Here is a 26,592-nt window from a genome sequence, read left to right as displayed (position 1 = left end):
GTCTCCATCAGAGGGGCTTTTCGATCAGAACTTGTTCCTCGGGGTGATCCCCAAGGACAGGCCCGACAGGCCCCGCTGGCGTCCTCCGAGCTTGCCCGCGATCGCACGGAGGGCAGAGCCCGCCGGGGAGTCGGGGTCCGTGAGGACGACCGGCTTGCCGTCGTCGCCGCCCTCGCGCAGGCGCACGTCGATGGGGATGCTGCCGAGGACCGGGACGTTCGCGCCGGTCGTGCGGGTCAGGCCGTCGGCGACCGTCTGGCCGCCGCCCGTGCCGAAGACGTCGACCATCTCGTCGCAGTGCGGGCAGGGCAGACCGGACATGTTCTCGACCACGCCGACGATCTTCTGGTGGGTCTGCACGGCGATGGAGCCCGCGCGCTCGGCGACCTCGGCCGCCGCCTGCTGCGGGGTCGTCACGACCAGGATCTCGGCGTTCGGGACCAGCTGCGCGACGGAGATCGCGATGTCACCGGTGCCGGGCGGCAGGTCCAGGAGCAGGACGTCCAGGTCGCCCCAGTAGACGTCCGCGAGGAACTGCTGGAGGGCGCGGTGGAGCATCGGGCCGCGCCAGACGACCGGGGCGTTGCCCGGGGTGAACATGCCGATGGAGATGACCTTCACGCCGTTCGCCGACGGCGGCATGATCATGTTCTCGACCTGGGTGGGACGGCCGTCGGCGCCCAGCATGCGCGGCACGGAGTGGCCGTAGATGTCGGCGTCGACGACACCGACCTTGAGGCCGTCGGCCGCCATCGCCGCGGCCAGGTTGACCGTCACCGAGGACTTGCCGACGCCGCCCTTGCCGGAGGCGACCGCGTAGACGCGGGTCAGGCTGCCCGGTTTGGCGAAGGGGACCTCGCGCTCGGTCTGGCCCCCGCGCAGGGCGGACGCCAGCTCCTTGCGCTGCTCGTCGCTCATCACGTCGAGGGTGACGTCGACGCGGGTGACGCCCTCGACCGCGGAGACCGCGTCGGTCACACGCTGCGTGATCGTCTCCCGCATCGGGCAACCCGAGACCGTGAGGTACACGGTGACCGCGACCGCCCCGTCCGCGCCGATCTCCACCGACTTGACCATCCCGAGTTCGGTGATGGGCTTGTGGATCTCGGGGTCGTTCACCGTCGCCAGTGCCTCGCGCACCGCGTCTTCCATAGCCATAGGACGATGGTACGGCGCCGTACCGGTGCCTAGGAAAGCGTCTCAGCGGTCGTCTGCGTCACGTCCCCGTGACCGTTCCGCCGGGAATACGACGGGGTCGTGACGGTGGCCGTTCTGCCGTTCCTCCATCTCCTTGACCATGTCCTGCAGCTCCGAGCGGATCCAGTCGCGGGTGGCGACCTCGCCCAGGCCGATGCGCAGGGCGGCGATCTCCCGCGTCAGGTACTCGGTGTCCGCGATCGACCGCTCGTTCTGCTTGCGGTCCTGCTCCAGATTGACCCGGTCCCGGTCGTCCTGCCGGTTCTGCGCGAGCAGGATCAGCGGGGCGGCGTAGGAGGCCTGAAGGGACAGCATCAGGGTCAGGAAGATGAACGGGTACTCGTCGAAGCGCAGATCGCGCGGGGCGAGGCTGTTCCAGGCCACCCACAGGACGATGGCCGCCGTCATCCAGACCAGGAACCGTCCGGTGCCGAGGAAGCGCGCGATGCGTTCCGAGAACCGTCCGAAGGCCTCCGGGTCGTACTCCGGCAGGATCCGGCGCCGGGGCACTCCCGGCTGGTCGAGGCGGGTGCGGGGCCGGGAGGCCGCTGTGGCGCCCGCCGGGCTGCGCTCGCGCACCGTGTCGCGCTCAGGAACCATCGGTCGCCACCTCCTCGTCCAGGTGGAACTCCGTCTCCCGCCAGTCCTCCGGGAGCATGTGGTCGAGAACGTCGTCCACGGTCACCGCGCCCAGCAGCGATCCGGCCTCGTCGACCACGGGCGCCGCGACCATGTCGTACGTGGCGAAGAACCCGGCGATGGCGGGCAGCTCCGCCTCGGGGTCGAGCGGCTGGAGGTCGGTGTCCACGATCGAGCTGACCAGGGACGGTGGTGGCTCGCGCAGCAGGCGCTGGAAATGAACCGTGCCCAGGTACTTGCCGGTCGGGGTCTCGTCGGGGGGCCGGCAGACGTAGACCTGGGCGGCCAGGGCGGGGGACAGGTCGGCGTTGCGGACGCGGGCGAGGGCGTCGGCGACGGTGGCGTCCGGGCGCAGCACGATCGGCTCGGTGGTCATCAGACCGCCCGCCGTGCGGTCCTCGTACGACATCAGGCGGCGCATGTCGGCCGCGTCGCCGGGCTGCATCAGGCTCAGCAGCCGCTCCTGCTCGTCCGTCGGCAGCTCGCCCAGCAGGTCGGCCGCGTCGTCGGGGTCCATGGCCTCCAGGACGTCGGCGGCGCGCTCCTCCTTCAGCTTGCCGAGGATCTCGATCTGGTCGTCCTCCGGCAGCTCCTCCAGGACGTCGGCGAGCCGGTCGTCGTCGAGTGCGGCGGCGACCTCGGCCCGGCGCTTGGCGGAGAGGTGGTGCAGGACGTTGGCCAGGTCGGCCGGGCGCAGCTGCTCGAAGGTGGCGAGCAGGCTCTCGGCACCCTGCCCCTGCTCCTCCAGGGAGAACCCCGTGACGGCGGTCCACTCGACGGTCAGCGCCTCGCCCTTGGCCCGCCGGAAGGCGCCGCCCTTCCTGCCCTTGCGGACGAAGACCCGGTCGATCTCCCACTCCCGGCGGGCCGGCAGCTGATGCACCGACAGGTCCAGGACGGTGACCTCCTCCCCGGTCTCGGTGAGCGTCACGCGCCGGTCCAGCAGCTCCCCGAAGACCAGCCGCTCGGTGGGCCGCTGCTCGAAACGCCGCACGTTGAGCACGCCGGTGGTGATGATCTGGCCGGACTGGATGGCCGTGACCCGGGTCATCGGCAGGAAGATACGGCGACGGGTGGCGAGTTCGACGACGAGGCCGAGCAGCCTCGGCGGTCGCTGTCCCACCCGCAGCATGACGACGAGATCGCGCACCCGCCCCACCTGGTCGCCGGCTGGGTCGAAGACGGCGACACCTTGGAGGTGCGATACGAAGATCCGGGGGGCGCCCGCTGCCATGGCCGCGGCTCCTTTTCGTGCGGGGTGGTTCGTGGTGGCTGTCGGTGTGACTGTTTTTGTGCCTGCGTCTTCCGAATTGCCCGCTCGGGTGGGCTTCAGGCTAGCCCGTCCTGATCGGCGACGCGTCGGCGGCCGGTCCGGACGCACCGGCTCCGATCCGCCCGTACGACCCCGGTACCCTGCGGTACGCCGTTCAGGTCTCCCGTCAGAGAGGCAGCCCCACCTGTGACTCCGATTCGCCAGAGCCGCAGCCGCAGTGCCGCACTCGCCGGCGCCACGTGCGCCCTGCTCGTGACGGGAACGGTACTCACCGGCTGCGCGGAGGATCCGAACGAGGGCACCAACGGGGTCGGCAGACTTCCCGCCGCCAAGATCCAGGGCAAGACCCGGTCGGCCGCCGAGTCCGCCGGGGCGGTCCGGGTGCACGGCAACGTCGTCAGCGGCGGACGGACGTACGCGCTCGACATGCGGCTGAAGGACGACGGCGGCGACGGTTCGGTCACCAGCAAGGGCGCGACCTTCAAGCTGCTGCGCATCGGCGAGCAGCTCTACGTCAAGGCGGACGCCGAGTTCTGGACTCACGGCAGCGGCCAGGGCGGGAGCGGCAAGGCGGACGCGGCGGCGGCCTCCAAGCTCGACGGCAAGTTCGTGAAGGTGCCGCAGGGCGATCCCGCGTACAAGAAGTTCAGCGGTTTCACGGACAAGGCTCTCCTCCTCGACGGTCTGCTGACACTGCACGGGACGCTCGCGACGGACGGCCACGACGAGGAGGCGGGCGTCCGCACCATCCGCGTCACCGGTGACAAGGGCTCCGGCGGCACCCTGGAGGTCTCCCTCGAGGGCAAGCCGTACCCGCTGCGCCTGGAGCGGGCCGGCGGGGCGGGCACCCTCACGTTCTCCGCCTGGGGCGAGGACTTCTCCCTCCGGGAGCCGGAGAGGAACGAGACGGTGGACTACGGCAAGCAGCTGCCGTCGTCGTAGGCGGGTCAGGTCCGTTTGCGCTTCTTCAGCAGCAGGCGGGGCAGCCCCGCCGGGACCGGTCGGCGGGTGATCGCCGGGGACGGCAGGGGAGGCTCGGACAGCGAGCCGTCGGGCAGGGGCGCCGTCGCGCCCGTCGGTTCCAGGCGCAGCACCCGGCACTCGCGGGCCCAGCGCTCGGGCATGGCCTCGCCGTCGGGCGCGTTCAGCCGTTTGCCCTTGAGCTCGGCGACCGCCGTGCCCCACGCCTCCGAGCCCGGGGCGAGCTCCGTGACCCGTGCGGTCCAGGTGGCCAGCCGGCCGCCCTTGTCCTTGCTGCGGACCGTCACCTTCGCCTCGGCGCCGTCGGCCAGCCCCGGCAGCGGCTGCTCGCCCGGCCCGTCGCCGACCAGACACGCGGCACCCTCGTGCCACACGTGCCACAGCGCACGCGCCGGGCCGTCGGGGCCCTGGACCCAGACGAGGCCGGACTTCTTCGTGGCCTCCTCGACGAGGGCCTGGTCGAGCAGCTCGCTTGTCATGGGCCCCAGCCTAACGAGGCCGCTCACAGCCATCCGTTCCGCTTCAGCGTGCGGTGGATGCCGAGGCAGACGACCACGGTGAAGCCCAGGATCACCGGGTAGCCGTAGCGCCAGTGCAGCTCCGGCATGTGGTCGAAGTTCATGCCGTACACGCCGCACACCATGGTCGGCACGGCGATGATCGCGGCCCACGAGGTGATCTTCCGCATGTCCTCGTTCTGGGCGACGGACGCCTGCGCGAGGTTGGCCTGGAGGATGGAGTTGAGCAGCTCGTCGAAGCCGAGGACCTGCTCCTGGACCCTGGCCAGGTGGTCGGCCACGTCCCGGAAGTACTTCTGGATGTCGGGGTCGATCAGCCGCATCGGCCGCTCGCTCAGCAGCTGCATCGGCCGCAGCAGCGGCGACACGGCCCGCTTGAACTCCAGCACCTCGCGCTTGAGTTGGTAGATACGGCCGGCGTCCGAACCGCGCGGTGAGCCCTTGCGTCCCGGCGAGAACACCTCGGTCTCGACCTCGTCGATGTCGTCCTGCACCGCGTCGGCCACGGCGATGTACCCGTCGACGACGTGGTCCGCGATGGCGTGCAGCACGGCCGAGGGGCCCTTGGCGAGCAGCTCGGGGTCGTCCTGGAGGCGGTGCCGCAGAGCCCGCAGGGAGCCCTGCCCGCCGTGCCGGACGGTGATGAAGAAGTCCCGTCCGGTGAAGCACATGACCTCGCCGGACTCGACGACCTCGCTGTTGGCGTCGAGCTGGTCGTGCTCGACGTAGTGGATGGTCTTGAACACCGTGAAGAGGGAGTCGTCGTAGCGCTCCAGCTTGGGCCGCTGGTGGGCCTGGACGGCGTCCTCCACGGCGAGCGGGTGCAGCCCGAACTCACCGGCGATGCCGGAGAATTCGGCCTCGGTCGGCTCGTGCAGGCCGATCCACACGAAACCCCCGTCGCGGCGCGCCAGGCGCACCGCCTCGTGCGGGGTCAGAGCGGTCTCGGTCTCGACGCGGCGGCCGTCCCGGTAGACGGCGCAGTCGACGACGGCGGTGGCCGTCGCCGGGTTGCGGGTGGCGTCGTAGGTGCCGCCGTCCTTGCGCAGCGAGACACGGGACGGACGGACCACGGCGCGCAGGTCGCGAATCATCGACATGGCGGGCTCCTTCGCGGGCGGGCAACGAAAGGCGCCGGCGACGACGGGTGGAACCACCCGGAATGAGGACGTTGTGACTGCGGATGTTTGGCACGTCCACAAAGCGGGGAGCACCGCACCGTCGCGGTGGCGAGCTTCGTTACTGATTCAGCTACTGAGGCAGATCAGGAAAAACGAAACGAAGCGCTCTTCCGCGGTGAAGCGAGTGCGAGAGGTGGCAGCCGGAGAGACAGAGCAGCTACATCAGCGGCGGGAGAGCGTGGTGCTACTGCACGGTCGACTTCGATCCATTGCAGCCCCACCTCCTCCGGCCGGTCCCTCGTAAGGGAGTTCCTTCGGCGTCGGGGCTTGATCGCGACGCTTCTGCGTGCTGCCCCGAACCACCGGGCAAGAGTAGCAGCCGACACAACTGTCAAGGTGCTGCTTTGCCCGCTACTGGCGAGTTCTATGCTCGCCGCATGGCAGATGTTCTCCCTCTGGTCGAAGCCCGGTTGCGCAGCGCCCTGGGCGAACCGGACGCGCGCGCGGCGGTCACCTTCCTGGGCACGGACCGCATCGAGGTGCTCCGGTTCCAGGAGGGCGGCATCGTCCGCTACGCCTCGCTCGGCATGTCCGCGCACCCCATGACGGACCCCACGGCGGTGGTCGCCGACCCGGTCAAGGGCCCGCGTGCCGAGCTGGTCCTGTCGGTCCGTGCCGGGATCGCCGACACCGACAAGGCCCTCCGGCCGCTCGCCGTCCTCGCCGCGTCTCCCCAGGTGGAGGGAGTGGTCGTGGCCCCCGGAGCGTCCCTCGACGTCGGTGAGCCGCTGTGGCCGGGCGCTCCGTTCACCTCGGTCCTGGTCGCCGAGCCCGGCGGCCTGGTCGAGGACCTGGAGCTCGACGAGCCCCTCGACCCCGTGCGGTTCCTGCCGCTGCTGCCGATTACCCCGAACGAGGCCGCGTGGAAGCGTGTGCACGGCGCGCAGGCGCTTCAGGAGCGGTGGCTGAACCAGGGGACGGACCTCCGGGATCCGTCCCGGAAGTCCGTCCCGCTGGAGTGAGGAAGCTCACCAAACTCCGGCCGTGCCACGTCAGTTGGCGAAGACGGCGACGCCGTCCTCGGTCGCGTGCTGCGGCTCCAGCTCTTCTGCCTCGTTCATGAGGGCCTTGCGCCGTACGACGACCACGGCCGCGCCCACGACCGCGGTGACCGCCGCGACCACGAACGGGATGTGGATGTCGGTCCACTCCTCGATCTTCGGCGCGAAGTAGGGCGCTGCCGCCGCCGCGAACCAGCGCACGAAGTTGTAGCCCGCGCTCGCCACCGGCCGGGGCGCGTCCGAGACGCCGAGGGCCAGTTCGGTGTAGACGGTGTTGTTCACGCCGATGAAGGCGCCGGACAGGATCGTGCAGACGACGGCGGCCGTGTGCGAGCCGTAGCCGAGCACGAGGACGTCGGCCGCGAGCACGACCAGCGAACCGCCGAGCACCTTCAGGGAGCCGAACCGCTTCTGGAGCCGGGGCGCGACGATCACCGAGAAGACGGCGAGCAGCACACCCCAGGCGAAGAACACCGCACCCGACTTGTACGGGCTCATGTTCAGCACGAACGGCGTGAAGGCCAGCACGGTGAAGAACGTGTAGTTGTAGAAGAACGCCGAGACCGCCGCGGAGGCGAGGCCGCCGTGGCCGAGGGCCTTGAGCGGGTCCAGCAGTGAGGTCTTGCGGGCCGGCTTCGGCTGCTCCTTCAGGAACACCGTGATGCACAGGAAGCCGACGGCCATCAGGAACGCCGTGCCGAAGAACGGGTAGCGCCAGCTGGCGTCGCCGAGCAGGGCGCCCAGCAGCGGGCCGCAGGCCATGCCGAGACCGAGGGCCGACTCGTACAGCAGGATCGCCGCGGCGCTGCCGCCGGCCGCCGCGCCGACGATGACCGCGAGGGCCGTCGAGACGAACAGCGCGTTGCCGAGGCCCCATCCGGCCCGGAATCCGACCAGTTCGCCGACGGATCCGGAGGTGCCCGCGAGCCCGGCGAACACCACGACGAACGCGAGGCCGAGCAGCAGCGTCTTCTTCCCGCCGATCCGGCTGGAGACGAAGCCGGTGACCAGCATCGCGACGGCGGTGATGAGGAAGTACGAGGTGAAGAGCAGGGAGACCTGGCTGGCCGTGGCGTCGAGGCCTTGGGCGATGGACGGCAGGATCGGGTCGACGAGCCCGATGCCCATGAAGGCGACGACCGAGGCCCCGGCGGTCGCCCACACGGACTTGGGCTGCTTCAGGAGGCCGCCCGCTCCGGCGTCGAAGGTGTCCATTGCGTGCTCCCTTTCCCGAGAGGAGATGGTTGGCATATACACATACTAAGTTAGCCAGACTAACTAATGCAAGCTACATCTAGTGCTGATGGTGAAGGCTTCCGTCCGGATGGGTGATCGTCCTTGACGCGGCGGGGCGCGGGTAGGACCGTGGGGCCCTATGAGGGGCGAACCCAGTTGCCCGAAGTGTGGTGGCCGGGTCAGGGCTCCCGGCCTCTTCTCCGACTCGTGGCAGTGCGATGTGCACGGCACCGTCCATCCGGTGCAGCCCGTGATACCGCCCAGCGTCGACGCCCTCAACGTCGTGGTGCACCGGACCCGGGTGCCGCTGTGGATGCCGTGGCCGCTGCCGGTGGGGTGGCTGTTCACGGGGGTGGCCTGCGCGGGGGACGACCGCACGGGCGGCCGCGCCACCGCCGTGGCCTGCACGGGACCCGGGCCGCTCGGCGGAATGGGTGAGCTGATCCTGGTGGCCGAGGAGCTCGGGGTCGGGCTCGGGGCGCGCTACGCGGGCATGGACGGTCCCGACCCGGGGCCGCACATGAACGTCGAGAAGCCGCCGCAGGCCAAGGTGCTGGCCGCCGGGCGCCCCACGCCGCTGTGGCACGTGGCCGGGGCGCCGGGCGACCGGGCGGTGTTCGCGGGAGAGGCGCTCGGGATGTGGCTGTGGGCCGTGGTGTGGCCCGAGCAGTCCGGGCTGCTGATGTACGACGAACTGGTGCTGGCGGATCTCCGCGAGGCGGGGGCCGAGGTGGAGCTGGTGCCTTGTGGGGCGTTGTCGCCACGTCTGCTTCAGCCGTAGTGCGCCTGCGGGGCCTACGGGGCCTACGGGGCCTACGGGGCGTAGGGGGCCTACGGGGTCTACGGGGCATACGGCGCCTAGGGGGTGGGGGTTCCGTGCGTCGGCGGCCGCGGACTCTTGTGGCTGGTCGCGCAGTTCCCCGCGCCCCTTCGGGGGCGTGCGGTTCCCGGCGCCCTGTGGGGTCGTGATGTAGGGGGCGCCGACCGGGTTCAGGTGTGACATCGGGTGTCGAAAATGCGGTTATCCTTGAGCAGCCCTGTTCGTGCCGTCTGTGTCTGGAGCTCGTGTCGTGCGTATCGATCTGCACACCCACTCCACCGCTTCCGACGGCACGGACTCGCCCGCCGAGCTGGTGCGGAAAGCCGCTGCGACCGGGCTCGACGTCGTCGCGCTCACCGATCACGACACCACGCGCGGGCATGCCGAGGCGATCGCCGCGCTGCCCGAGGGCATCACGCTGGTGACCGGGGCCGAGCTCTCCTGCCGGATCGACGGCATCAGCATGCACATGCTGGCCTACCTCTTCGATGCCGAGGAGCCGGCGCTGCTCGCCGAGCGGGAGCTGGTCCGGGACGACCGGGTACCGCGCGCCCAGGGCATGATCGCCAAACTTCAGGAGCTCGGCGTGCCCGTGACCTGGGAACAGGTGGCACGGATCGCCGGCGACGGGTCCGTCGGGCGCCCGCACGTGGCGAGCGCGCTCGTCGAGCTGGGTGTCGTGCCGACCGTGAACGACGCCTTCACGCAGGACTGGCTGGCCGACGGCGGCCGGGTCTTCGTGGAGAAGCACGAGACCGACCCCTTCGAGGCCATCCGCCTGATCAAGGGCGCGGGCGGGGTCGCGGTGTTCGCCCACCCCGGGGCGAGCAAGCGGGGGCTCACGGTGCCGGAGGCCGCCATCGCCGAGATGGCCGCGGCCGGGCTGGACGGCGTCGAGGTCGACCACATGGACCACGACGCGGACACACGGGCGCGGCTGCGGGGTCTGGCCAAGGAACTCGGGCTGCTCGTGACCGGGTCATCGGACTACCACGGCAGCCGTAAGACCTGCGTGCTCGGGGAGTACACGACCGATCCCGAGGTGTATGGGGAGATCACGCGGCGGGCCTTCGGGGCGTTCCCCGTGCCGGGGGCCGGCGGGGCCGTCTGAGGTTTTTTCCGCTCCAGGACTCCTGCCGGGCACCAGGCGCTGTTCGCCGTGCCCACCCGTTCCTTCCCCAGTGCCTCTAGGGCCTGGGGATCCCGACGGAACGCCTGCCCACAGCGGTCTCGGTACGCCGTGTCCGCCGCTCCACCCTTACCGCAAGGCCATCACGCTCATGTTCGACCTCGCCGTCTTCGGCTCCCTGTTCCTGACCCTCTTCGTCATCATGGATCCCCCGGGGATCACACCGATCTTCCTCGCCCTCACCGCGGGCCGGCCCGGCAAGGTGCAGAAGCGGATGGCCTTCCAGGCCGTCTGCGTCGCCGGTGGCGTGATCACCGTGTTCGGGCTGCTCGGCCACCAGATCCTCGACTACCTGCACGTGTCCGTGCCCGCGCTGATGATCGCGGGCGGCCTGCTGCTTCTCCTGATCGCGCTGGACCTGCTCACCGGCAAGACCGACGAGCCGAAGCAGACCAAGGACGTCAACGTCGCCCTGGTGCCGCTGGGCATGCCGCTGCTGGCCGGCCCCGGGGCGATCGTGTCGGTCATCCTCGCCGTGCAGAAGGCGCACAGCGTGGCCACGCAGGTGTCCGTGTGGGCGGCCATCCTCGCCATCCACGTCGTGCTGTGGCTGGTGATGCGCTACTCGCTGGTGATCATCCGGATCATCAAGGACGGCGGTGTGGTCCTGGTGACCCGCCTGGCCGGCATGATGCTCTCCGCGATCGCGGTGCAGCAGATCATCAACGGCGTCACACAGGTGATCCAGGGGAGCTGACGGTCCCCGTCAGGTCCGCAGGACGCCGCGGATCTCCCGGGCCGCCTTGGGGTGGCCGAGGTACTCCTCGATCTTGTGGGCGCGATCGCGGCCGTTGGAGACGGCCAGCTGGGTGAGCTTCCCCCACCGTTCGTCCTCCAAGGGGCAGCCGATGGCCACCGCGTCGGTGGGGCACCAGACGTTCACCCAGTCACGCACCCTGGGCGGCTGGTGCGGGCCGTGAGCGAGGAGCCGCTCGTTGACGCCGTCCAGGCCGAGCGGGCTGCCCGCGGTGACCAGCAGGACGGGGTCGAGGCCGTCCGGGAGCCGGGTCAGGAGGTCCATGCCCACGACCGTGCCCAGGCTGTGCGTGACCAGCACCAGCTCGCCGCCGGTCGGCATCGTCTCCATCACGCTGTCCAGCACCGCCTGCCGCACGGCACCGTCACCGAGGTACAGGTCGACGTCCCGCAGGAACGTGGCGATGGTCCACTCGTCCAGGTCGGACCTGGCGGCCAGCCAGCTCAGCGGCCGGTGCAACGCCCCGGCCAGGCCCGAACCGAACCCTTCCGTGGCCGCCGGCCCGTTCTGAGGCATGCCTGCCCGGGCGGCCGCCTCGTAGAGCAGCCGCTCGTAGGAGCCCGTGGGTGACTCCGCCGCGAACACCTCGGCTGCGGCGGCGGCGCTCACCCGGTCGAGGCCGATGGGCTCCGCCGTGCTCTCCCTGCCGCTCACGAGGTCGTGCAGTCTCGTGCCGTAGAACGGGAACCACACGTCCTCCGGGTCGAGCGTGGGCAGGGACGCGAGGGTGAGTCCGCGGTTCAGACCGGCCGTCCAGGACAGGCGGAGTTCGTCGGGGTACTTCTCCTGCTGGTCCCGGCCGTGCAGGAAGACCAGGTGCTGGCGGCCGCCGAAGGCCGTGCTGCGGGCCCGGAGCCCCACCCTGGGCCGCAGGATCCCGGTCCCGTTCTCGGTCATGGGGACCGTCGCCCGGGCCCCGGGGACCGGTGGGGTGGTGACGCCCGGTACCGCGCTCGTCCGCTCGGGCTGGGACCCGGGGGCCGCTGCGGGGACGGCCGGTGCGGTGGTCATGGCCTGGTCCAGGCCCGCGTCCGGGCCCATCTCGGCCAGCAGGGCGCGCCGCCCCGGGTCGAGGTCCAGCCCGGCCAGGTGCTTGAGGATCGAGCTGATCCGGACGCCCTCGTTGGCGACCCACTCGATGGCGTCGTCGCCGTCGCCCTGCTGCCAGGGCCGGCCGTCCTTGCGCAGGACCCGGCCCTGGTCGTCCTTCTTCGGCACGCCGCTGTGGTGCAGCGCCACGACCTCCCACTGGTCGTTGAAGACGGGGGAACCGGAGTTCCCCGGCTCGGTGTCGGTCGTGTAGTGCACGAAGTCGTCGAGGCGGACCAGCACCGCGTTGTCACGCAACGCGATCTCCTTCAGCCGCCCCGAGGGATGGCCGATGATGTTCACCTTCTCGCCGAGCACCAGCTTGCCGGTCTGCACGCTCAGCCGGTTCCAGCCGAAGATCTCGCCCGGCGTGGGGCCGTCCACGGTGGGCGCCAGCGCCACGAGGGCGAAGTCGAGCCGCCGGTCCGCGGCGAAGAACGTCTGCGGATCGAGCTCCATCCGGACGACGGTGTCGGGCAGGTTGTCCGCCGTGACCTGGGCGTTGAACTCCGCGAAGCAGGTCCGGGCGAAGCTCTCGTCGGGCAGGACGTGGTGGTTGGTCATCAGCAGCCGCGGCGAGACCAGGAAGCCGGTGCCGTGCGGCAGCTCGCGGCCGTCGCGCCGCCGGATGATCCGGGCGACCGTGGCCCCGGCCCTGACCCCGCGCGGCAGGAAGCTCCAGGCCTGCAGCTCGTTGGACAGGTCGATGATCCGCTCGTTCGCGTCGGGCAGGTCCATGGCCTCGCGGTGGATGTCGGCCACCACCGCCGAAGGCGACAGGCCGCCCCGGTCGAGGATCCGGTCGGCGCGGACGGCCAGCGCGTCGGGGGAGTCCGGGAAGCGAACCCCGGCCGCCAGCCGGCCCTCGACCCGCTCGCGCTCCGGGGTGGAGTCCTCGTAGCGCCGCGCGGCCTCGGCGGCGGCCTGCTGGTGCAGTTCCTTGTGCGCCCGGTCCGTCACCGACATGTCCCACCGTCCTGTTCTGGTTCGCACGGCCCCCTCAGCCAGTACGCCCCCGACCAGGGAGGCCCGCAACAGCGGAGCCCCCGCACGGCTGATGCCGGGCGGGGGCTCCGAAGCGTGGGAGATCTGCGCGCGTTATGAGGCCGTGGTCTCGGCCGGGCGGATCCACAGGCGCTGCCCGATGGCGGCGGCCTGCTGAACGATGCGGTTGACGGAGGCGGCGTCCACAACGGTCGAGTCCACAGGTGTGCCGTCGACGTCGTCGAGTCGCATGATTTCGAAGCGCAAGGGCTTCTCCCTTCGTCTGGTCATCCTCCTGAGGAGAACTACTTGAGTGAGTGGCCCACCAGGCTGCGGCGCTCGGTGTTCCATATGGGTCAACAGGGCTGCATGGTTCAAACATTCCCTACGCTAAGGAAATTTTTCGAACATCTAATTACTGAGTCGTAAGAGTGTCGTTACGGGACCGACCGGGACCGGTTGTGTTCGCAGCGTGACCGCCGGGACAATGGAGGCGATGAACGACGACCTCGCGGCCCTCAGCGCCCGCATCGACCGCACCAACGAGCTGCTCCAGCGCATGCTCGCCGAGGTGGCGAAGACGCCCTCCACCCACGCGATCTTCGTCGATGCCGGGTATCTCTACGCCGCCGCCGGCCGCCTCGTCGCCGGCACGGAGGACCGCCGCGCCTTCGACGTGGACGCCGAAGGCCTGATCGACGCGCTCATCGACAAGGCCCGCACGATCTTCGCGGACAGCCGGCTGCTGCGGGTCTACTGGTACGACGGCGCCCGGCGCCGCATCCACACGGCCGAACAGCAGATCATCGCGGAACTGCCGGACGTCAAGGTGCGGCTCGGCAACCTCAACGCCAACAACCAGCAGAAGGGCGTCGACTCACTCATCCGCTCCGACCTGGAGTCCCTCGCACGGCACCGGGCCATCAGCGACGCGGCCCTGCTCGGCGGCGACGAGGACCTCGTCTCCGCGGTGGAGGCGGCCCAGGGGTACGGCGCCCGGGTGCACCTCTGGGGCATCGAGGCGCCGGAGGGCCGCAACCAGGCGGAGCCCCTGCTGTGGGAGGTCGACAGCCAGCGCACCCTCGACCTCGACTTCTTCAAGCCCTACGTCTCCCGCCGCACCGCCCCCGCCCACGAGACGACGGCGGAACGGCCCACCCGTGAGAACGTGCGGTTCGTGGGTGCGCAGATCGCGGCGAAATGGCTGGCGGCACGCGGCCGGGACACACTGGTGGAGCTGCTGCCCGGGCACCCGTACCTGCCGGGCTCGGTCGACCAGGACCTGCTCGTGGAGGCGGAGAACCTCCTGCAGTACTCGCTGCGCGGCCAGGCGGACCTGCGGCGGGCGCTGCGGGACGGCTTCTGGGAGCACCTGCGGACGCAGTACTAGGCGGTCCCGGGAGCCGCGGGCAACCGGCCCTGTCCGAGGCCGTCCCAGAAGTCCGCGAGGGCGTGGGCCGTCGGCAAGGGCCGGTCGGCGTTGGGCGAGTGCTCGGCTCCCGTGATGACCGTGCGTTGCGCGTCCAGCCGCAGGGCCATGTCGTCGAGGATCGCCACCGGCCAGGTGTCGTCGTGCGCGCCCGACAGCACGTGGAACGGCAGGGGCACCGTGGCGAGTTCGGCCACGCGGTCCGGCTCGGTGCACAACTGACGGCCGGTCGCGAGCAGTTGGGCAGGGCTGTGGCCCAGCCAGCGGCGGCGCAACTGGTCCTGGTCACCGAGGCCCCGGGCGGGCCCGCCGACCTCCTCCGGCGGCCCCATGGCCTGGATGGCCTCCCACACCTGTGCCATCGACAGCACGGCGAGCGCGTCCCGGAGCAGCTTCACGCGCTGCTGCTGGGAGACGGAGATCTCCGCCGGGCCGGACGAGACCAGGGTGAACGACACGAAGGGGGAGTGGTCGAGCAGCACGGCCGCACGGGCGATCTGCCCGCCGAGCGAGTGACCCACGAGGTGCACGGGTCCGCCCAGCGCCTCGGCCTGCGCGAGCACGTCCCGCGCCAGTTCCCGCTGGGCGTAGGCCGTCTCGTCGTGCAGGGGCCCGTCCGACTCGTGCTGCCCCCGACCGTCCACGGCGACGACCCGGTACCCCCGCTCCGCGAGCGGCTCGTGGAGCAGCCTAAAGTCCTCCTTGCTCCCGGTGAACCCGGGCAGCATCAGCGCGACTCCCCTGACCTCCGCACCCGGCTTCGGCGACGAGTCGACGACGGCGAACTCGCCGCGTGAGGTGCGCAGGGGGTAGGCGCGGGCGCCCGGGGGCGGAGGGAAGGCGGGGTGGCTGGTCACGGGGCGAGGGTAGCGGGTGCGGCCGACCGCGCGACCCGGACGAACGTGGCCGACCCGGTTCCCTGCCGGGGGGCTGTTGTGGTGGCGTTCTGGCCTTTGTGAGGCGTTTGGGGGTGGGGTCGGACTCGTTGCTGGGGGAATGCCGAGGGCCGGGTTCCCTGCTGGGGGCGGGCTGTTGGGGTGTGTCTGGCCTTGTGGGCGCGTGGGGTGGTGGGTCTGGGGGTGGGGTCGGACTCGTTTCCTGGGTGAACGCCGACGGCCCGGCCCCCCTGTGACAGGGGCCGGGCCGTCGCAGAGGGACGTGTCAGCCCTCCGTGGGCTCCGCGGCGGCCGTGGCCTTGCGGGTGCGGCGCGCCCTGGGCTTCGGCTCCGTCGCGTCCTCGGCAGCGGCAGCCGTGGCGGCCGCGGCCGTCTTGCGCGTGCGGCGCGGCTTGGCGGCCTCGGGCTCCTGATCCGCCTGGGCGGGGATCTCGGCCGGCTCGGCGGCCTTGCGGGTGCGGCGGCGCGGCTTGGCCTCCGTACCCTCGGCCGTGTCGACCGCGACCTCGGCCGCTGCGGCCGCCTTGCGCGTACGGCGCGGCTTGGCCTCGACGGCCTCCGCGTCCGGCGTCGCGGCAGCCGTCTTGCGTGTCCGGCGCGGCTTGGCCACGGCGGCCTCCGGCTCCTGGGTCGTCTGGGCCGGGATCTCGGCGACGGCCGGGGCCGTCTCGGCGGCCTTGCGGGTCCGGCGGCGCGGCTTGGCCTCCGCGCCCTCGGCCGTGTCGACGGCTTCCTCCGCCGGAGCGGCGGCCTTGCGGGTGCGACGCGGCTTGGTCTCCGCGACCTCGGAAACCTCGGCCGGGGCCGCGGCCTCGGCCGCGGTCTCGGCGGTCTTGCGGGTGCGGCGGCGCGGCTTGGCCTCGGCGGCCTCCGCCGTGTCGACGGCGGCTTCGGCCGCAGCCGCCGCCTTGCGCGTACGCCTGGGCTTGGCCTCGGCCGCCTCGACGGCGCCCTCCGCGCCCGGCGCCGCAGCGGCCGTCTTGCGGGTGCGGCGCGGCTTCGCCTCGGTCCCCTCGGCCGTGTCGACACTCGCCTCGGCCTTCACGGCCGTCTTGCGGGCGCGGCGCGGCTTCGCTTCGGTCGGCTCCGGAGCGGACTCGGTGGACCCCTCCACCGCGTCGACGCTCGCCTCCGCCGTCGCGGCCGTCTTCCGTGCGCGGCGCGGCTTGGTCTCCGCCGCCGCCTGAGGCGTGGACTCGGTGGTCCCCTCGGCCGTGTCGAGCGCCGACTCGGCCGCGGACGCCGCCGTGGTCTTGCGGGTGCGACGGCGCGGCTTGGCGGCGGCCCCGGGCTGTGCGGCATCCGCGGCAACCGGAGCCTCGGCGACGACCGCCGACTCCGTGACCGCCGGCTCCGCGACCGGCGTCACCGCGGTCTCGGTCTCCACCGCCGACGCCTCCGAACGGCGCGTACGGCGCCGGCGCGGCTTCGCGGCCGCCTCAGGGGCGTCCGTGGTCGTGCCCTCCGCCGTCGCGACGGCGCTCTCCGCCTGCTCGGACGCGGCGGTCTCGACCGCCGCGGCCGGAGAGGGCTGGGACTGGGCCCCGCCGCGGGTACGGCGACGGCGGCGCGGGGTGCGCGGAGCCGTCACGGCGTCCGCCTCGGCGGCGCCGTCGGTGACGGTGGTGCCCGGCGCGGTGGTGCCCGGCGCGGTGGTGCCGACGGACTCGGGAGCCCCGTCCACCGTGGCCCCGCCACGGGTACGGCGGCGGCGACGCGGCGTACGCGACGACCGCTCACGGTCGGCCGAGCGGGACTCGTCCCGGTCACCTCGGCCACCTCGCCCGTCGCGTCCGTCGCGTCCGCGCGGCTTGCGGCCGCCCGGCTCGCCCAGGTCCTCCAGCTCCTCCGCGTCCAGCCCGGCGCGCGTGCGCTCCGAGCGCGGCAGGATGCCCTTCGTCCCCTCGGGGATGCCGAGGTCCGTGTACAGGTGCGGAGAAGTGGAGTACGTCTCCGGCGGGTCGTTGAAGCCCAGGTCCAGCGCCTTGTTGATCAGCTGCCAGCGGGGGATGTCGTCCCAGTCGACGAGCGTGATCGCCGTACCCTTCGCACCCGCACGGCCGGTACGGCCGATGCGGTGCAGGTACGTCTTCTCCTCTTCCGGCGACTGGTAGTTGATGACGTGCGTGACGCCCTCGACGTCGATGCCGCGGGCGGCGACGTCGGTGCAGACGAGCACGTCCACCTTGCCGTTGCGGAAGGCGCGCAGCGCCTGCTCGCGGGCGCCCTGGCCGAGGTCGCCGTGGACCGCGCCGGAGGCGAAGCCCCGCTGCTTGAGCTGGTCGGCCAGATCGGCCGCGGTGCGCTTGGTGCGGCAGAACACCATGACCAGCCCCCGGCCCTCGGCCTGGAGGATGCGCGCGACCATCTCGGGCTTGTCCATGTTGTGCGCGCGGTAGATGAACTGCTTCGTGTTGGCGACCGTCGCGCCCGCGTCGTCCGGGGAGGTGGCGCTGATGTGCGTGGGCTGCGACATGTAGCGGCGTGCGAGACCGATGACCGCGCCGGGCATGGTGGCCGAGAACAGCATGGTCTGGCGCCGCACCGGCAGCATGTTGATGATCTTCTCGACGTCGGGCAGGAAGCCCAGGTCGAGCATCTCGTCGGCCTCGTCGAGCACCAGGCACTTGACGTGCTTCAGGTTCAGCTTCTTCTGCCCGGCGAGGTCCAGGAGCCGGCCCGGGGTGCCGACGACCACGTCGACGCCCTTCTTCAGGGCCTCGACCTGGGGCTCGTAGGCCCGGCCGCCGTAGATGGCGAGGACGCGCACGTTGCGTGCCTTGCCGGCGGTCAGCAGGTCGTTGGTGACCTGCGTGCACAGCTCGCGCGTGGGGACGACGATGAGCGCCTGCGGGGCGTCGGTGAGGTCCTCGGGCTCGGCGCGTCCGGCCTCGACGTCGGCGGGGACGGTGACGCGCTCGAGCAGCGGGAGGCCGAAGCCCAGCGTCTTGCCGGTGCCGGTCTTGGCCTGGCCGATGACGTCCTTGCCCGACAGGGCCACGGGGAGCGTCATCTCCTGGATGGGGAAGGGGGTGATGATGCCGACGGCCTCAAGGGCTTCGGCGGTCTCGGGGAGAATTCCGAGCTCTCGGAACGTAGTCAGGGTGCTGCCTCTTCTGTGTGGGCGGCGCGAGGCGAGCGCGGGGGTCGTGTCAACCGTGCCGGGGACGTCGGCTGCCTACGGGCGGGCCGTAGAGCACGGGACCGCGCCGACGCTCTAGCGCTCGTGCCGCTGAGGGTGTCCCCCTCCGGGTCTCGTACGCACTGTGGCGGACGGCCGGGGAGGGCTGTCGGGTCGGAGCCGATCGGGCCACCGACCGGGCATCCTCATACGTGCGGCCTGTCGAGGTACGTCGACGTACCAGCAGGCGCATTACCACCATACCCCGGAATCGCGCACATGCGATGGCCGATTCGGTCACGTAGTCGTCGTCACAGTGATTGACCAGGGCCTTACGCCTCCCGGCAAGCGGGTTATTGTGCGCTTCATGACGAGCTCTGACAAGCCTGAGAACGCCTCGGACACCGCCGCCGCCGAACCCACCTCAGTCGCCGCCCGGGACTGGGCGACGGCCTCCGCCGACCCGCAGTACCGCGCCGCGGTCGTGGATCTGCTCGGTGCGCTCGCCTACGGGGAGCTGGCGGCGTTCGAGCGGCTCGCGGAGGACGCCAAACTGGCGCCGACACTGGCGGACAAGGCGGAGCTGGCGAAGATGGCGTCGGCGGAGTTCCACCACTTCGAGAGGCTGCGCGACCGGCTCGCGGAGATCGGGGAGGAGCCGACGAGCGCGATGGAGCCGTTCGTCGCCGCATACGACGGGTTCCACAAGCAGACGGCCCCCTCGGACTGGCTGGAGGGCCTCGTCAAGGCCTACGTCGGCGACTCCATCGCCAGCGACTTCTACCGGGAGGTCGCCGCCCGGCTGGACTCCGACTCCCGCGACCTGGTGCTGGCCGTGCTCGACGACACGGGGCACGGCGGCTTCGCGGTGGAGAAGGTGCGGGCCGCGATCGAAGCCGACCCGCGCGTGGGCGGGCGGCTCGCGCTGTGGGCACGGCGGCTGATGGGTGAGGCCCTGTCGCAGTCCCAGCGGGTGGTCGCCGACCGGGACGCGCTGTCGACCATGCTGGTGGGCGGTGTCGCGGACGGCTTCGACCTCGCGGAGGTCGGCAAGATGTTCTCCCGGATCACCGAGGCCCACACCAAGCGGATGGCCGCCCTGGGGCTGGCCGCCTAGGACCCGCCGTCCGAAGCGGGCCGGCTGTGGGGCGTTGCGCCTCTCAGCCGATCCGGGCCCCGCGACGCCGGGATGATCCGGCCGGAGGGGGCCCAGCCGCCCTTCGGCCGATCCGCGTCCTCACCAGCGCCACCATCGGCGGCCCGTCACGCGGTCGCCGATCGGCGGCGCAGTCTTCCCGCGGGGCGCAGCAGCAGTGACAGTGAGGCCACCGAGACGATCACCGCGCCCAGCAGGACGAGCAGTACATGTCCGGCCTCCAGTGCGCTGTGCATGACGAACGCCCCGAAGAGGGCGCCGGCGACTCCGGTCGACAGCACCAGGGAGCGGGCCGGGAGACGGTGCGGCAGGCGGTGTGTGGCCGCCCACGCCAGAGCCAGGCCGAGAATCGCGGAACTCAGCGCTTCCAGGAGCATGTCGGGGTCCCTCCCACACGGCCGGCCTGCCCAAATCGGTCGTAGCCCGTCTTACCCCTGACCTGCGGAATCCAATCCACCCCTGTGGGCGACTTGTGTGCCATCCGTGGAGGAACCGGTGCGCCGCAAGGGCAAGCCGAGGGCTACGCGAGAGGGGTGTCCGAGAGAGGGCGACGCAAACGGGGCGGGTCGGCGGTGATGCAAACGGGGCGGGTCGGCGGTAACGCAAACGGGGCGGGTCGGCAGTAATGCAAAGGGGGCGGGTCGGCCGAAGCCGTCCCGCCCCGCTCCACGCGTGCGCCTACAGCGCGCCGAAGCCCACCTTGCGCGGGGCCGGCTCACCGATCTCGACGTAGGCGAGACGGTCGGCCGGGACGAGGAGCTTGCGGCCGTGCTCGTCCACGAGGCTCAGCAGCTGCGACTTCCCGGCCAGTGCCTCGGCGACCACGCGCTCGACCTCCTCGGCAGTCTGACCGCTCTCCAGAACGATCTCGCGGGGCGCGTGCTGCACGCCGATCTTGACCTCCACGGCTTTGTCCCTCCGACGGTCAGTGATGTGCGCGACCTTCCGCGCCGTACGCAGCACACATTAGCCCGGTGAGGGGACGTACATGCTCCGCCCGAGAACGCCACGAGCGAACATCGGGCGGGAACAAAGGCGCCCCTCAGTGCTGCGGCTGGTCCATGCCGTGCAGCGGGAAGCCCGCGATACCGCGCCATGCCAGGGAGGTGAGCAGCTGCACGGCCTGGTCCCGGGGCACGCTGCGGTCGCTGTGCAGCCAGGACCGCGCCACCACCTGGGCGAGGCCGCCCAGGCCCGAGGCCAGCAGCATCGACTCCGCACGCGAAAGGCCGGTGTCCTCGGCGATGACGTCGCAGATCGCCTCCGCGCACTCGTTCGTGACCTTGTCGACGCGCTCGCGTACGGCGGGTTCGTTCGTCAGGTCCGACTCGAAGACCAGGCGGAAGGCGCCGCCGTCGTCCTCGACGTAGGCGAAGTAGGCGTCCATCGTCGCCCGGACGCGCTGCTTGTTGTCGGTCGTCGACGCCAGCGCGTTCCGTACGGACTGGATGAGCGACTCGCAGTGCTGGTCCAGCAGCGCGAGGTAGAGGTCGAGCTTGCCCGGGAAGTGCTGGTAGAGCACCGGCTTGCTGACGCCGGCACGCTCCGCGATGTCGTCCATCGCGGCCGCGTGGTAGCCCTGGGCCACGAAGACCTCCTGGGCGGCACCCAGGAGCTGGTTGCGTCGGGCACGGCGTGGCAGGCGTGTGCCCCGCGGGCGAACCGCCTCTGTCTGCTCGATGGCTGTCACGCCGCCTCCCATAGTCGTCCACGTGCGGATCTGGCCGCGTCGCCATCGTACTTTTCGGTAACCCCGGTGTGCGCGGTGAGAGCGCAGAATTTCACGGACCGGACGGATGCGAAAGCGGTTGCGAGGGTTTTAAACAGGGTCAGAGCGGGCAAAAGGCTGCCTCTTTCCTGTTCTGTGGAGCGGTTCGTCGCCCGTCGGCGGCGAGCGTTACCGGTAGGCGAGCGTCACCGGTAATCGTCTTCGTCGAGCGAGACGATGCGGGCCTGCTCCACCAGGTCCGCCTCGTTGGCGCGGTCCGGGTCGACGCCGGTCAGCGGGTCGTCGCGGTCCGGCGCGATGTCCGCCTGCTGCTCGACCGCGTCGACCTCGGGCGCCTCGACGTCGAACTCCTGCGCCTCCGGCGCATCCTCGGCCTCGAACGTCTCCGGGTCGGTGGGGTCTACGGCCATGGTGGGCTCCCTTCCTACGAACGTCCCTGGGAATGCAGGGGCCACACGCGGGTGCCCTCTGTACGAGCCTAGGAGACACCCGATCCGGACGCTATGCGATCCGCGTCCGGGACGTGACGCAGTGCTGCTTCCGCCGACTGCCGCCCCTCTTGTCCGGGTGCCTGCTCTTCCGCTTTCTCAACTGGCCGATTCCTGTGACGGCGAACACAGGCGAACACATGAGTCACTGCGTGATCGTCTCGTAACATTGCCGCATGTCTTCGACCGAGCTGCCGTTCGTGCCGCCCGCCAATGTGCTGCCCAAGGTGGGGACCGTCCGGGTCGCGGAGGGTGAGCGGCTGAGGTCGGTCGAGCTGCCCGGCGTCACGCTCACGATGCGGTCGAGGCCTCCGGCGCGCGAAGGGCTGCCTCCCGCCCTCTTCGTGCACGGGCTCGGCGGTTCCTCGCAGAACTGGTCGGCGCTGATGGCCCTGCTGGACGAGTCCGTCGACGGCGAGGCCCTCGACCTGCCCGGCTTCGGCGACTCCCCGCCACCGGACGACGGCAACTATTCCGTCACGGGGCACGCGCGCGCGGTCATCCGTTACCTCGAGGCCTCCGGGCGCGGCCCCGTGCACCTGTTCGGGAACTCGCTCGGCGGCGCCATCGCCACCCGTGTCGCCGCGGTTCGACCCGATTTGGTCCGTACGCTGACGCTCGTGTCGCCCGCTCTGCCGGAAATCCGAGTGCAGCGCACCGCCGTGCCCACGGGGCTGCTGGCGGTGCCCGGTGTCGCCCTGCTCTTCACCCGGCTCACCCGGGAATGGACGGCGGAGCAGCGGGTCCGTGGCGTGATGGCGCTGTGCTACGGGGACCCCGGGCGGGTGACGCCGGAAGGATTCAGCAACGCCGTCCAGGAGATGGAGCGGCGGCTGCGGCTGCCGTACTTCTGGGACGCGATGGCGCGTTCCGCGCGCGGGATCGTCAACGCCTACACACTGGGTGGCCAGCAGGGGCTGTGGCGCCAGGCGGAACGGGTCCTCGCGCCGACCCTGCTCGTCTACGGCGGCCGCGACCAGCTCGTCGGCTTCCGCATGGCCCAGAAGGCGGCCCGGGCCTTTCGGGGCTCCCGGATGGTGACGTTGCCCGATGCGGGCCATGTGGCGATGATGGAGTACCCGGAGACCGTGGCCATGGCCTTTCGGGAACTGCTCGAAGAAGCGGGCGAGTTGGGCACGCAGCGGGCCGAGCGGGCCGAGCGGGCCGAGCGGGCCGAGCGGGCCGAGCGGGCCGATAAGCCGGATGCCGACGGCGCCGCCGTCGACGAAGTGGGCACCGACGAGAGCATGGGGGGCTGAGGCGCGACGTGGGACGCCACAGCCGCCGCGGACCGGTCGTCAAGGACGACGGCGCGGACACGACCGCAGCGCGAGACGGCCGGACCGGTGCAGCGCAGGGTCAGAGGCCGGGCCAGGGCAAGGCGCCGGAACCCGCCCGCGGAGCCAGGACCGCGCCGCCCGGCGCACCGCAGGGCGGCGGGCCGTCGCAGGGCTCGCGCAGGGTGCCGGGGCCGAGGCCCGCGCCGACGGACGGAACGCCGCCGCACGGCACCCCGCCGCACGGCATGCCACGCCTGCCCGACGGCTGGCACCCCGAGGGCACGCCGGCCCAGGGCGTGCCACGACTGCCGGACGGCACGCCCGTACGGGGAGTGCCCCGCCTTGCCGAGGGCGCACCCTCACGTGGCGTTCCGAGGCGGGGCGACGGGACTCCGGCGGGGGATGTTCCCCGGTTGCACGACGGCACCCCCGCCCACGGCACCCCCGCCCACGGCTTCCCGCGAGTTCGCGGTGGGCATCCCGAGCAGCGGGAAGCCGGAGGCGGCTGGGGTGAGTCGAGGGGGGCCGGCGGGGGGACCGCCGGTGTAGGCGTACCCATACCGCGGCAGCGCCGGGCCTCCGTGCCCGGGCCGCGGCAGGACTACATCGATGCCTTCGTCGACGAGGAGGACGACGTTTTCGCGCCCCGTACGCCCGCCTCCGCGCACGCCGCGGACGCCTACGCCTCCGTCGCGGACTGGAACGTCGGCAGCCCTGCCGACTCCGGGTCCGGTGATGACGACGCGGGGCCCACGGGCACGCCCGCGCCGGGCAGGGGCGGCAAGGGCCGGGCCTTCACCGGCATCGCGGCCGCGGCCGTGACGACCGTGCTGGCCGTCATCGTCGCCGGTCAGGTCGCCGATGAGCACGGCGCCGCCGGCGTGCAGTCGCAGTCCGCCACCGATCAGGCCCGTGACGTCCGGGACCCCGCGTCCCGCGCGGACGGCCGGGCGCCCGCCCCCCAGGCCAAGCTGCTGACGTACGACGAGAAGATGAGCAGGACGTATCCGCTCGGCGCCACCTTCAAGGGCTCCGGGAGGTTCGACGCGGTCCCCGGCATCGCCGAGGCGCCGGGTGCCGGGCAGAAGTACACCTACCGCGTGGACGTGGAGCAGGGCCTCGGCCTCGACGGCGCGCTGTTCGCCGAGGCCGTGCAGAAGACGCTCAACGACCAGCGCAGCTGGGCCCAAAACGGCGCGCGCTCCTTCGAGCGCATCTACTCCGGCAAGCCCGACTTCGTGATCACCCTGGCCAGCCCCGGCACGACCGCCGACTGGTGTGCCAAGTCGGGCCTGGACACCACCGTGGACAACGTCTCCTGCGACTCGGCAGCGACCGAGCGCGTGATGATCAACGCCTACCGGTGGGCGCAGGGCTCGGAGACCTACGGCGACAGCAAGATCCACGCCTACCGGCAGATGCTGATCAACCACGAGGTCGGCCACCGCCTCGGCCACAACCACGTCACCTGCGACAAGGACGGGGACCTGGCCCCGGTCATGCAGCAGCAGACCAAGTTCCTCGACCACGACGGCATCCACTGCCGTGCCAACCCCTGGCCCTACCCCGGGAGTTGACCGGCGTCGCAGGCGGTGTGGCGCGGCTCGCGTTGACATGCTCTGAAAGTTCGTTCATATTTCTGGGCATGTCGCCCCGTCACGTCTCCGTTCGCGCAGCCATCGAGCTGGCGCTCATCGGCGTGACCCCGCTCTGCGTGGCCGACATCCACTGTTGCTGACGCCCGCCCCCGGCGCGCGTCGCTCACTCTCCCCGTGACCCGGTCACGGTTTTCCCGACGGCTCGGCGCCGGGCAGACGTCTGTCTTCTTTCGTCTCACCCTTCGTCTTTTCGTCTCGCGATACGAGAACTCGTGATCCCGGGACTCCTTTCCGAGAGGTCGTCATTCCGATGCGCCAACCGTCCGTCACAGCGCGCCGCGTGGCCGCGGCATCCGTCAGCCTGGTCCTGGCAGCGGGTGCCGCCGCCTGCGGGCCGAAGGACAACGATGCCAAGGGCGCCGGCGGTGACTCCACGCCTCACAAGGGCGGCACGCTCACCGTGCTGAACGCCACCCCGCAGCAGGACTTCGACCCGGCCCGCCTCTACACCTCCGGCGGCGGCAACGTCCCGTCCCTGGTCTTCCGTACGCTCACCACCCGCAACCGAGAGAACGGCGCCGCCGGCGCGAAGGTCGTCCCCGACCTCGCCACCGACACCGGGCGTCCCAGCAAGGGCGCGACCGTGTGGACGTACACCCTGAAGAAGGGCCTGAAGTACGAGGACGGCACCCCGATCACCTCGGCCGACATCAAGTACGGCATCGAGCGCTCCTTCGCCCCCGAGCTGTCCGGCGGCGCCCCCTACCTTCGGGACTGGCTGGTCGGCGCGGCCGACTACCAGGGCCCGTACAAGGACAAGAAGGGCCTCGACGCGATCGAGACGCCGGACGAGCGGACCATCGTCTTCCACCTGAACAAGCCCGAGGGCGAATTCCCGTATCTGGCCACGCAGACGCAGTTCACGCCCGTCCCGAAGAGCAAGGACACGGGCACCGAGTACGAGGAGCACCCGGTCTCCTCCGGGCCGTACAAGGTCGTGCGGAACGAGAACGACGGTGAGCGGCTGACCCTGGAGCGCAACCCGCACTGGTCCGCCGCGACCGACGCCGAACGCAAGGCCTACCCGGACAGGATCGACGTGCGGTCCGGGCTCGACTCCTCCGTGATCAACCAGCGGCTGTCCGCGTCCCAAGGGGCGGATGCCGCCGCGGTCACCACGGACACCAACCTCGGCCCGGCCGAACTGGCCAAGGTCACCGGCGACAAGGACCTCGCCTCCCGTGTCGGCACCGGGCACTTCGGCTACACCAACTACGTCGCGTTCAACCCGACCGTCAAGCCGTTCGACGACCCCAAGGTGCGGCAGGCCATCTCGTACGCGATCGACCGGTCGTCGGTGGTGAACGCCGCGGGCGGGTCCGCGCTGGCCGAGCCCGCCACCACCTTCCTGCCGAACCAGAAGTCCTTCGGCTACACGCCGTACGACCTCTTCCCGGCGGGCAAGGCCGGCGACCCGGCCAAGGCCAGGGAACTGCTGAAGCAGGCCGGTCACGCGAACGGCCTCACCGTCACGCTGACGCACTCCAACGCCAAGGACTTCGAGACCAGCCCCGAGATCGCGACCGCCATCCAGGACGCGCTCAAGAAGGCCGGCATCACGGTCAAGCTGCAGGGACTGGAGGAGAACGACTACTCCGACAAGATCCACGACGTGAAGTCCGAGCCCGGCTTCTTCCTCGCCCATTGGGGCGCCGACTGGCCCTCCGGCGGTCCGTTCCTCGCCCCGATCTTCGACGGCCGGCAGATCGTCAAGGACGGCGCCAACTTCAACACGGGCCTGCTGAACGACAAGTCGGTCAATGCCGAGATTGACGCGATCAACAAGTTGACGGATCTTGACCAGGCCGCCAAGAGGTGGGGTGCACTGGACAAGAAGATCGGCGAGAAGGCCCTGACCGTGCCGCTGTTCCACCCCGTCTACAAGCGACTGGTCGGCAAGGACGTCAAGAACGTCGTGATCAGCGACTGGACCGGCGTGCTGGACATCTCCCAGGTCGCGGTGAAGTGAC

At 71.3% G+C, this 26,592-nt stretch carries 25 protein-coding genes; 11 read left to right on the top strand and 14 right to left on the bottom strand.

Annotated features, from left to right (window positions below; genetic code table 11):
- Nucleotides 1–24: 24 nt before the first annotated feature.
- The 3 genes from ACFY5B_RS32095 to ACFY5B_RS32085 are packed head-to-tail and all read right to left on the bottom strand — an operon-like array spanning nucleotide 25 to nucleotide 3,070.
- Nucleotides 25–1,158 (bottom strand): Mrp/NBP35 family ATP-binding protein, encoded by a 1,134-nt coding sequence (locus tag ACFY5B_RS32095; RefSeq protein WP_389976261.1) that lies wholly within the window; start codon nucleotides 1,156–1,158, stop codon nucleotides 25–27.
- Nucleotides 1,159–1,200: 42 nt separating this feature from the next.
- The gene (locus ACFY5B_RS32090; protein WP_389976258.1) at nucleotides 1,201–1,797 is read right to left on the bottom strand and encodes a DUF1003 domain-containing protein; all 597 of its coding nucleotides are present in this window, start codon (nucleotides 1,795–1,797) and stop codon (nucleotides 1,201–1,203) included.
- The gene (locus tag ACFY5B_RS32085) at nucleotides 1,787–3,070 is read right to left on the bottom strand and encodes a magnesium transporter MgtE N-terminal domain-containing protein (RefSeq protein ID WP_389976255.1); all 1,284 of its coding nucleotides are present in this window, start codon (nucleotides 3,068–3,070) and stop codon (nucleotides 1,787–1,789) included. Before ACFY5B_RS32085 ends, ACFY5B_RS32090 begins: the two co-directional genes overlap by 11 nt.
- A 225-nt stretch (nucleotides 3,071–3,295) precedes the next feature.
- Between ACFY5B_RS32085 and ACFY5B_RS32080 the strand changes: the two genes are divergently transcribed.
- Complete coding sequence (locus tag ACFY5B_RS32080) at nucleotides 3,296–4,051, top strand: hypothetical protein (protein ID WP_389976252.1); 756 nt, start codon at nucleotides 3,296–3,298, stop codon at nucleotides 4,049–4,051.
- 5 nt (nucleotides 4,052–4,056) lie between these two features.
- Here ACFY5B_RS32080 and ACFY5B_RS32075 read toward each other — a convergent pair whose 3' ends face one another.
- Both ACFY5B_RS32075 and ACFY5B_RS32070 read right to left on the bottom strand, forming a co-directional pair.
- On the bottom strand, nucleotides 4,057–4,569 hold the full coding sequence (locus tag ACFY5B_RS32075; protein ID WP_389976249.1) for a hypothetical protein: 513 nt from the start codon (nucleotides 4,567–4,569) through the stop codon (nucleotides 4,057–4,059).
- Between the two features lie 23 nt (nucleotides 4,570–4,592).
- Entirely contained in the window at nucleotides 4,593–5,708 is a 1,116-nt protein-coding gene (locus tag ACFY5B_RS32070; protein WP_389976246.1) for a magnesium and cobalt transport protein CorA, read from the bottom strand.
- Between the two features lie 458 nt (nucleotides 5,709–6,166).
- On the opposite strand from ACFY5B_RS32070, the gene ACFY5B_RS32065 reads away from it, so the two are divergent.
- Nucleotides 6,167–6,751 carry a suppressor of fused domain protein gene (locus ACFY5B_RS32065; protein ID WP_389976243.1) on the top strand — a complete coding sequence of 195 codons (585 nt, stop codon included), beginning with the start codon at nucleotides 6,167–6,169 and terminating at the stop codon, nucleotides 6,749–6,751.
- A gap of 30 nt (nucleotides 6,752–6,781) precedes the next feature.
- On the opposite strand, the gene ACFY5B_RS32060 is transcribed toward ACFY5B_RS32065, so the two are convergent.
- On the bottom strand, nucleotides 6,782–8,005 hold the full coding sequence (locus ACFY5B_RS32060; protein WP_389976240.1) for an MFS transporter: 1,224 nt from the start codon (nucleotides 8,003–8,005) through the stop codon (nucleotides 6,782–6,784).
- A 160-nt stretch (nucleotides 8,006–8,165) separates the two neighbouring features.
- Here ACFY5B_RS32060 and ACFY5B_RS32055 point away from each other — a divergent pair, with 160 nt between their 5' ends.
- The 3 genes from ACFY5B_RS32055 to ACFY5B_RS32045 all read left to right on the top strand — a co-directional run bounded on the left by ACFY5B_RS32055 (nucleotide 8,166) and on the right by ACFY5B_RS32045 (nucleotide 10,732).
- A complete protein-coding gene (locus ACFY5B_RS32055) occupies nucleotides 8,166–8,807 on the top strand; it encodes a DUF6758 family protein (RefSeq protein WP_234850136.1) in 642 nt (213 codons plus the stop codon).
- Between the two features lie 289 nt (nucleotides 8,808–9,096).
- On the top strand, nucleotides 9,097–9,957 hold the full coding sequence (locus ACFY5B_RS32050; protein WP_389976237.1) for a PHP domain-containing protein: 861 nt from the start codon (nucleotides 9,097–9,099) through the stop codon (nucleotides 9,955–9,957).
- A 169-nt stretch (nucleotides 9,958–10,126) separates the two neighbouring features.
- Complete coding sequence (locus ACFY5B_RS32045) at nucleotides 10,127–10,732, top strand: MarC family protein (protein ID WP_344458645.1); 606 nt, start codon at nucleotides 10,127–10,129, stop codon at nucleotides 10,730–10,732.
- A 9-nt stretch (nucleotides 10,733–10,741) separates the two neighbouring features.
- On the opposite strand, the gene ACFY5B_RS32040 is transcribed toward ACFY5B_RS32045, so the two are convergent.
- Together ACFY5B_RS32040 and ACFY5B_RS32035 are read right to left on the bottom strand one after the other, a co-directional pair.
- Nucleotides 10,742–12,847 (bottom strand): trypsin-like serine peptidase, encoded by a 2,106-nt coding sequence (locus tag ACFY5B_RS32040; protein ID WP_389976234.1) that lies wholly within the window; start codon nucleotides 12,845–12,847, stop codon nucleotides 10,742–10,744.
- A gap of 132 nt (nucleotides 12,848–12,979) precedes the next feature.
- On the bottom strand, nucleotides 12,980–13,132 hold the full coding sequence (locus tag ACFY5B_RS32035) for a hypothetical protein (RefSeq protein ID WP_003992775.1): 153 nt from the start codon (nucleotides 13,130–13,132) through the stop codon (nucleotides 12,980–12,982).
- Between the two features lie 229 nt (nucleotides 13,133–13,361).
- Between ACFY5B_RS32035 and ACFY5B_RS32030 the strand changes: the two genes are divergently transcribed.
- The gene (locus tag ACFY5B_RS32030; protein ID WP_389976231.1) at nucleotides 13,362–14,255 is read left to right on the top strand and encodes an NYN domain-containing protein; all 894 of its coding nucleotides are present in this window, start codon (nucleotides 13,362–13,364) and stop codon (nucleotides 14,253–14,255) included.
- Here ACFY5B_RS32030 and ACFY5B_RS32025 read toward each other — a convergent pair.
- On the bottom strand, nucleotides 14,252–15,151 hold the full coding sequence (locus ACFY5B_RS32025) for an alpha/beta fold hydrolase (protein WP_389976228.1): 900 nt from the start codon (nucleotides 15,149–15,151) through the stop codon (nucleotides 14,252–14,254). The two genes, ACFY5B_RS32030 and ACFY5B_RS32025, sit on opposite strands and share 4 nt — an antisense overlap.
- Before the next feature lie 304 nt (nucleotides 15,152–15,455).
- Entirely contained in the window at nucleotides 15,456–18,203 is a 2,748-nt protein-coding gene (locus tag ACFY5B_RS32020) for a DEAD/DEAH box helicase (RefSeq protein ID WP_389976225.1), read from the bottom strand.
- Between the two features lie 475 nt (nucleotides 18,204–18,678).
- On the opposite strand from ACFY5B_RS32020, the gene ACFY5B_RS32015 reads away from it, so the two are divergent.
- A complete protein-coding gene (locus ACFY5B_RS32015; RefSeq protein ID WP_389976222.1) occupies nucleotides 18,679–19,428 on the top strand; it encodes a ferritin-like fold-containing protein in 750 nt (249 codons plus the stop codon).
- Nucleotides 19,429–19,574: 146 nt separating this feature from the next.
- Here ACFY5B_RS32015 and ACFY5B_RS32010 read toward each other — a convergent pair whose 3' ends face one another.
- The 4 genes from ACFY5B_RS32010 to ACFY5B_RS31995 all read right to left on the bottom strand — a co-directional run bounded on the left by ACFY5B_RS32010 (nucleotide 19,575) and on the right by ACFY5B_RS31995 (nucleotide 21,606).
- Entirely contained in the window at nucleotides 19,575–19,844 is a 270-nt protein-coding gene (locus ACFY5B_RS32010) for a hypothetical protein (protein WP_389976219.1), read from the bottom strand.
- A gap of 301 nt (nucleotides 19,845–20,145) precedes the next feature.
- Nucleotides 20,146–20,373, bottom strand: a complete 228-nt coding sequence (locus tag ACFY5B_RS32005) for a DUF3107 domain-containing protein (protein ID WP_030854792.1) — start codon at nucleotides 20,371–20,373, stop codon at nucleotides 20,146–20,148.
- Nucleotides 20,374–20,509: 136 nt separating this feature from the next.
- A complete protein-coding gene (locus tag ACFY5B_RS32000; RefSeq protein ID WP_053671654.1) occupies nucleotides 20,510–21,157 on the bottom strand; it encodes a TetR/AcrR family transcriptional regulator in 648 nt (215 codons plus the stop codon).
- 224 nt (nucleotides 21,158–21,381) lie between these two features.
- Nucleotides 21,382–21,606 carry a hypothetical protein gene (locus ACFY5B_RS31995; protein ID WP_389976215.1) on the bottom strand — a complete coding sequence of 75 codons (225 nt, stop codon included), beginning with the start codon at nucleotides 21,604–21,606 and terminating at the stop codon, nucleotides 21,382–21,384.
- 254 nt (nucleotides 21,607–21,860) lie between these two features.
- On the opposite strand from ACFY5B_RS31995, the gene ACFY5B_RS31990 reads away from it, so the two are divergent.
- From ACFY5B_RS31990 to ACFY5B_RS31975, 4 genes are all read left to right on the top strand, one after another.
- Nucleotides 21,861–22,943 (top strand): alpha/beta fold hydrolase, encoded by a 1,083-nt coding sequence (locus ACFY5B_RS31990; protein ID WP_389976212.1) that lies wholly within the window; start codon nucleotides 21,861–21,863, stop codon nucleotides 22,941–22,943.
- Nucleotides 22,944–22,951: 8 nt separating this feature from the next.
- Nucleotides 22,952–24,541: a DUF3152 domain-containing protein gene (locus tag ACFY5B_RS31985; protein ID WP_389976209.1), complete on the top strand. Its 1,590-nt coding sequence runs from the start codon at nucleotides 22,952–22,954 to the stop codon at nucleotides 24,539–24,541.
- A 68-nt stretch (nucleotides 24,542–24,609) separates the two neighbouring features.
- Entirely contained in the window at nucleotides 24,610–24,702 is a 93-nt protein-coding gene (locus ACFY5B_RS31980; RefSeq protein WP_311774658.1) for an Ms4533A family Cys-rich leader peptide, read from the top strand.
- Nucleotides 24,703–24,872: 170 nt separating this feature from the next.
- On the top strand, nucleotides 24,873–26,591 hold the full coding sequence (locus ACFY5B_RS31975) for an ABC transporter substrate-binding protein (RefSeq protein WP_389976206.1): 1,719 nt from the start codon (nucleotides 24,873–24,875) through the stop codon (nucleotides 26,589–26,591).
- Nucleotide 26,592: the final 1 nt, after the last annotated feature.

Origin of the sequence: Streptomyces sp. NPDC013187, from assembly GCF_042899705.1 — a bacterium.
GTDB classification, from domain to species: domain Bacteria; phylum Actinomycetota; class Actinomycetes; order Streptomycetales; family Streptomycetaceae; genus Streptomyces; species Streptomyces hawaiiensis_A.
This window is presented reverse-complemented; position numbering and strand designations above follow the sequence as displayed.

Bases quoted from the DNA above. Each gene is read 5' to 3' on its own strand.
- ACFY5B_RS32060 (WP_389976240.1), bottom strand. From the start codon at position 8,005: ATGGACACCTTCGACGCCGGAGCGGGCGGCCTCCTGAAGCAGCCCAAG.
- ACFY5B_RS32010 (WP_389976219.1), bottom strand. From the start codon at position 19,844: ATGCTCCTGGAAGCGCTGAGTTCCGCGATTCTCGGCCTGGCTCTGGCG.
- ACFY5B_RS32030 (WP_389976231.1), top strand. From the start codon at position 13,362: ATGAACGACGACCTCGCGGCCCTCAGCGCCCGCATCGACCGCACCAAC.
- ACFY5B_RS32095 (WP_389976261.1), bottom strand. From the start codon at position 1,158: ATGGCTATGGAAGACGCGGTGCGCGAGGCACTGGCGACGGTGAACGAC.
- ACFY5B_RS32085 (WP_389976255.1), bottom strand. From the start codon at position 3,070: ATGGCAGCGGGCGCCCCCCGGATCTTCGTATCGCACCTCCAAGGTGTC.
- ACFY5B_RS31980 (WP_311774658.1), top strand. From the start codon at position 24,610: ATGTCGCCCCGTCACGTCTCCGTTCGCGCAGCCATCGAGCTGGCGCTC.
- ACFY5B_RS32090 (WP_389976258.1), bottom strand. From the start codon at position 1,797: ATGGTTCCTGAGCGCGACACGGTGCGCGAGCGCAGCCCGGCGGGCGCC.
- ACFY5B_RS32075 (WP_389976249.1), bottom strand. From the start codon at position 4,569: ATGACAAGCGAGCTGCTCGACCAGGCCCTCGTCGAGGAGGCCACGAAG.
- ACFY5B_RS31990 (WP_389976212.1), top strand. From the start codon at position 21,861: ATGTCTTCGACCGAGCTGCCGTTCGTGCCGCCCGCCAATGTGCTGCCC.
- ACFY5B_RS32015 (WP_389976222.1), top strand. From the start codon at position 18,679: ATGACGAGCTCTGACAAGCCTGAGAACGCCTCGGACACCGCCGCCGCC.
- ACFY5B_RS32020 (WP_389976225.1), bottom strand. From the start codon at position 18,203: ATGACGCTCCCCGTGGCCCTGTCGGGCAAGGACGTCATCGGCCAGGCC.
- ACFY5B_RS32065 (WP_389976243.1), top strand. From the start codon at position 6,167: ATGGCAGATGTTCTCCCTCTGGTCGAAGCCCGGTTGCGCAGCGCCCTG.
- ACFY5B_RS32040 (WP_389976234.1), bottom strand. From the start codon at position 12,847: ATGTCGGTGACGGACCGGGCGCACAAGGAACTGCACCAGCAGGCCGCC.
- ACFY5B_RS32055 (WP_234850136.1), top strand. From the start codon at position 8,166: ATGAGGGGCGAACCCAGTTGCCCGAAGTGTGGTGGCCGGGTCAGGGCT.
- ACFY5B_RS32070 (WP_389976246.1), bottom strand. From the start codon at position 5,708: ATGTCGATGATTCGCGACCTGCGCGCCGTGGTCCGTCCGTCCCGTGTC.
- ACFY5B_RS31975 (WP_389976206.1), top strand. From the start codon at position 24,873: ATGCGCCAACCGTCCGTCACAGCGCGCCGCGTGGCCGCGGCATCCGTC.
- ACFY5B_RS31995 (WP_389976215.1), bottom strand. From the start codon at position 21,606: ATGGCCGTAGACCCCACCGACCCGGAGACGTTCGAGGCCGAGGATGCG.
- ACFY5B_RS32045 (WP_344458645.1), top strand. From the start codon at position 10,127: ATGTTCGACCTCGCCGTCTTCGGCTCCCTGTTCCTGACCCTCTTCGTC.